Source organism: Streptomyces sp. ICN903 (assembly GCF_022015835.1).
In the GTDB taxonomy this organism is placed as follows: Bacteria; Actinomycetota; Actinomycetes; order Streptomycetales; family Streptomycetaceae; genus Streptomyces; species Streptomyces fenghuangensis.
The window spans coordinates 1-4,899 of record NZ_JAKMAY010000211.1 but is presented as its reverse complement, the minus strand read 5'-3'; the positions used below and the strand labels follow the sequence as shown (position 1 = coordinate 4,899).

General features: G+C 76.2%; 3 protein-coding genes and 1 pseudogene. 2 read left to right on the top strand and 2 right to left on the bottom strand.

The window, feature by feature from the left end; translation table 11 throughout:
* A pseudogene (locus L7D48_RS20085) lies at positions 1-2,108 on the bottom strand (helicase-associated domain-containing protein); the annotation flags it as partial.
* Positions 2,109-2,215: 107 nt separating this feature from the next.
* On the opposite strand from L7D48_RS20085, the gene L7D48_RS20080 reads away from it, so the two are divergent.
* Entirely contained in the window at positions 2,216-3,322 is a 1,107-nt protein-coding gene (locus L7D48_RS20080) for a hypothetical protein (RefSeq protein WP_237881008.1), read from the top strand.
* Positions 3,323-3,370: 48 nt separating this feature from the next.
* Entirely contained in the window at positions 3,371-3,787 is a 417-nt protein-coding gene (locus tag L7D48_RS20075; RefSeq protein ID WP_237881005.1) for a DUF3592 domain-containing protein, read from the top strand.
* A gap of 79 nt (positions 3,788-3,866) precedes the next feature.
* Here L7D48_RS20075 and L7D48_RS20070 read toward each other — a convergent pair whose 3' ends face one another.
* Positions 3,867-4,841: an ABC transporter substrate-binding protein gene (locus L7D48_RS20070; RefSeq protein ID WP_237881004.1), complete on the bottom strand. Its 975-nt coding sequence runs from the start codon at positions 4,839-4,841 to the stop codon at positions 3,867-3,869.
* Between the last annotated feature and the right edge of the window lie 58 nt (positions 4,842-4,899).

The window sequence follows — 4,899 nt, the reverse complement described above, 5'->3', positions numbered from 1 at the left end:
GGGCTGGGCGGGCCGTCCGGCACCGGCTCCGGCGCGGTGCGCGGCGGGGTGCGCAGGGCATCGGCGCGGTGGACCACCACATCGCCCCCGGCCGACTCGGCGGCCGGCGCGTACCCCATGGCGCGCAGCCGCTCCAGCAGGGTGGCCGGGTCCGCCCGGGCGGCCAGCACCGTCGGCGCCAGCAGCCGCAGCCCCAGGGAGGCGGCGCGGCGGTCCGCGGCGATCTCGGCGAGCAGCGTGTCGTCGTCACAGCGGACGTAGGAGCCGGCCGCGCCCACCCGCAGCCGCCCGTGCCGCCGCGCCACGTCGTCGATCAGGTACGCCAGCGGCTGCGGGACGGGCGTGCGGGAGTGGGCGGCCAGGAAGGAGTGCAGATCGTCGGCGCCGTGGCCCGCGTCGAGGGCGCGGCGCACCGACTCGGGGGTGAAGCGGTAGACCGTCGCGCCGCCCTTGGACTCCACGTCGGCCAGGGTGTTCAGCGTCTCGGCCAGGTGGCGGCGCAGCGGACCCGGCGCCACGGCCGTCAGGTCGGCCTGGAGCAGGACGTGGTCCAGCGGCTCGGGCAGGAGAGGGGCCAGGAGGGAGGCGGCGGTGTCCTGGGCGGCCGCCTCGGGATCGGTGGTGTCCGTGTCGGCGGCGTGCTCGTCCAGCAGGGGGCGCGCGTACGAGGTGAGTGCGCCGCGCCCGGTCACGCCCAGCAGTTCCGCCTCCGTCAGCGTCCACCGCACGATCCGGCCGCGCAGCTCCGCGCCGCCGCGCAGTGGGCACTCCCAGTCCAGCCGGGCGGCCACCGCGTCGGCCTCCGGGGCCGTCCCCGCGGGCTCGGCGGCCAGCAGGCCCAGGGTGCGGCGGCGCAGCTCGGGGGCGGGGCCGCGGTCCAGACCGGGGCCCAGCGCGCCGAGTGTCCGGCTGCGGGCGTCGCGCCCGCCGACCAGCCCGGCCAGCCGGGTGGCCGCCAACCAGGCGCGGGCCAGGTGCGTCCAGCGCCGCTCGGGCGGCTCCTCCAGCCACGCGTCGTAGGCGGGGGTGGGCGCGTACCGCTCGCCCTCCTCGCCGTCGGAGGCCAGCAGCCCCGCGGCGTAGGCCAGTTCGATCCAGAAGGCGGCGACCGGCTCGGACACGTCGAGCGCGACGGCGGTGCGCTTGAGGTCCCGTACGCCCAGGCCGCCCGCGCGCAGCACCGGCGGCGCGCCGGCCTCCGTGCTCCACAGCTCCAGCAGCTCCTCGACGGCCGCCAGCGCGGCCATCGCCTGGCCCGCCCCGGCGGAGTCCGCCACCGCCGGCGCAAGGGCGCGGCCGGGCCCGACGGGCGGCGGCAGCGGCTCCAGGCCGCGGTGGGCACGGCCGCCGCGCAGGTGCAGGGCCACCTCCCGGGGCAGTACGACCGTGCGGGGCGCGGCCGGCAGCAGCAGGGCGCGGTCCAGCAGCCAGCGCACCGGAGGGGAGGGGACCTCGGAGACCTCGCCGTAGGGAGGACCCCACACCAGCTTGGCGAGCATGGCCCGTGCCTCGTCGGGCGCCTGTCCCAGCAGGACGTCCATCCGTTCCCGGTCGCCGAAGAGCGAGGCCAGGGACTCCAGCGCGCTCACCGGGTCGTGGGTGGTGGGCAGCCCGGCGGCGGTCAGGATCTCCTGGAGGCGGCCGGGCGACATCCCCGCGGTGGCCTCGGCCAGGGACGGGCCCAGGCCGGTGGGGGAAGGGCGCGACGCGGACGGGGCGAGCAGCTCGCGGGCGGTGCGCACCAGCCGCAGCCGGTCGTCGCCGCCCCAGACGATCGCCCGCTCGCGCAGCAGGCCCAGTGCGCGCGGCAGTTCGTCCTCGCCGCCCGGCAGCAGGGCGGCCAGCTCCCCGTACGGGCAGGGGTCGGGCGCCACGGCCAGCGCCTCGGCGGTCTGGAGGGCGAAGCGGTCCAGCCGCTCCAGCGCCCGCAGCACCGAGGTGCGGGCGCCCGCGCGGGTGGCGAGCTGGGAGAGGTCGCCGGGGACGGGCGAGAGCAGGTCCGGGCGCGCCCGCAGCAGGGTGGCGAGCGCGTCGTCGGGGCGGGAGCGCAGCTCGTCGGCGAGCGTGCGGGGAGCCGCTCGGCGCTCTGCTGCGGGCTCTGTCGTCATCCATACAACGTTACCGGCAGCCTGTGGACAACCGGTTCCGCGCGGGGGCGGTGCGGGTACGGTCGTGGCGTACGGATGCCAGGGACCAGTAGCCGCTGAGGTGTCGGGTGGGGATCGAGAGCGAACAGCTGGTCTTCGACTATCTGAGCCGGATCGGGGATCTGGCGCACGGCACGGCCATGACGGCCGCCGAGCGGGCGCGTCTGGTGGCCGGGGTGCGCGCCGACATCGAGCGGCGCCGCGCCGAGGCGGGCGGCGCGCACACCGCGGCCGGGGTGCGCCGGATCCTGGACGGGATCGGGCGGCCGGAGGACGTGGTCGCGGGCACGGGCGTCTCCGTGCCGCAGCCCAGGGAGCACGGGCCGGTGGAGTCCCGGCCCGTGGAGTCCCGGCCGGCGGAGCGCAGGTTCGTGGGGCGCAGGTCGGCGCGGGAGGCCCCGGAGGGCGGGTCGGCGCCGCGCGGCGGTGACACGCTGCGGAAGCCGCCGAAGTCACCGAAGCCGCCGAAACCGCCGGAGCGGCCGACCGCCGCCTCGCCGCCCCACCTCGCACCCGCCCACGAACTGGGTCCCGAGGAGAGCGACCCCGACTGGTGGCGCAAAGGACCGGGCGCCCCCCGGTACGCGCCCGGCGGCCGGCGGCCGGTCGGCGGCTTCGACGGCGGGATCGAGCTGCCGGAGGTGCTCGAGCAGCCGCCGGACCCGGAGAAGGAGGCGGCGCGGCGGAAGGCGGAGGCCGCGCAGGCCGCCGACGCCGACGGGACGGAGGAGATCCCGGACGCACCCGGGCGTGACCGATGGGCGCGGCTGCCGCGCCCGCTGCGTCCGCGCACCGCTAAGACGGCGGGCGGCGCCTCGCCTGCGGCCCGCGTGCCGCGCGTCGGCGGCGCCGTGGAGCTGGCGGCCGCCGCACTGCTGGTGGCGGGCGCGGTGATGGGCTCGCTGATTCCGCTGGGCCTGGGATGGCTGGCCGCCTGGTGGTCGCCCCGGTTGAGCCGCCAGGAGGCCAAGTGGGCGGTGACGGTCGTGCCCGGTACGGTCGCGGCCGCCGGGCTGGTGTGGCTGTGGGGCCGCACCGAGGGCCGCTGGGGGGAGCCGATAGCCGAGGGCGCGCTGGGCGAGGCGATCACCGCCTCCTGGCCCTGGGCGCTGCGTGCCGCGGCCGTCGCCAGCGCCCTCTACCTGCTGTGGCGGGCGCGGCGGCCGAGGGGATAGGGAGAACGGCGGCCGAGGGAACAGAGAGAAGAGGACGGAGGAGAAGTGATGGAGGAGTTCCTGGGCCTTCTCTTCACCCTGCTGAGCGCCGGCCTCGGGTTTCTGGGCGTGAGACTCCTGGTGCCGCTTGTGCGGAACGGCAGGTTCGCCAGAGGGGGGACCGGCGTCCGCACGGAGGGCGAGTGCGTGAACATGCGCTGGACGTCGGGCGGCTGGGTGTCCAGCATCGTCGCCTATCAGGACGAGGGCGGCGAGCGGCGGCTCGCGGAGACTGGCGCCCGCCCGGTCATACCCGTCCACATAGGGGAGTCCGCCGAGGTCCGCTACGACCCGCGGGGCAGGGCGGCAGCGGTGGTGAACGGCGAGATGCCGCCCAGGAGTGTGTATGCCCTCGGCCTGGTGCCGATCGGCGTCGGCCTGGCCTTCGGCGCCATCGGGATCCACTACCTGTCGACGGCTGTCTGAGACCTGAGGTCCGAAGGAGAGGTCCGTCCACCGGCCGGGCGGGGCACACCGACGCACGGCCGGCGGACGGGGCCGGAGATCAGCCCTCGGAGGTGCCGGAGCCCTTGGGCAGCAGCTCCTTCATCTCCTCCAGGATCGTGTCGGCGGCCGTGTAGCCGATGCCCTGGATCCAGGTCTCGTCGTCCACGCGGTGGGCGCGGCCGTTCTCCACGGCCTCCATGCTCTTCCACAGCGCGCCGCCGACGGCCTTGTCCTCGCCGGACTTCGCCGGGTCGCCGTAGGAGGTGTAGAAGACGACGTCCGCGTCGCCCTGGTCGACCTTCTCCGGGCTGACGTCGACCGAGAAGCCGTCGGGGGCCTTGTCGGCGATGGCCGGGCGGCTCACGCCGATGTCGGCGAGGATGGAGCCGATGTAGTTCTGCCTGCCGTAGACGCGGGTGTCGGCGCCCTCGACGAAGCGGACGACGCTCACCGTCAGCTCCCGGGCCTTCTTCGGGCCGCCGAGCGCCTCGGTGACCTCGGCCGTCTTCGCCTCGTAGGCGTCGATGACCTTCTCCGCCTCGTCCTGCCGGTTGAGGGCGTTGGCGTGGACCAGGAAGTTCTGCTTCCAGGGCGCGCCGGTGGTCTCGGTGAAGACGGTCGGGGCGATCTTCGACAGCTCGTCGTAGCGGTCCTTGTCGCGGATGTCGCTGCCCAGGATCAGGTCCGGCTTGAGCGCCGCGATCTTCTCCAGGTTGGGCGCGGCGATGTTGCCGACGTTCTCGATTCCCTCGACCTTCTCCTTCGGCAGGTACTTCAGGAAGCCGGAGGCCACGTCGGAGCGGGTGGAGCCGACGGGCTTGACGCCCAGGGTGATGGCCGAGTCCAGCTCGGCGGTGTCGAGGACGACCACGCGCTCGGGCTCGGCGGGGACCTTCACCTCCCCGTGGGCGGTCATCACCGTCCGGGTCTCCCCGGAGGCGGCGCTGCCCTCCCCGCCGCAGGCGGACAGGGCGAGGACGGAGGCCAGCGCGGTGGCGCCGGCGGCGGCCGTACGGCGGCGGACGAGGGTCATGGTGTCGCCTTTCGGGTGCTGACGGGGACGGAAGCGGGGGCGCCGGGAGCGGCGGGGG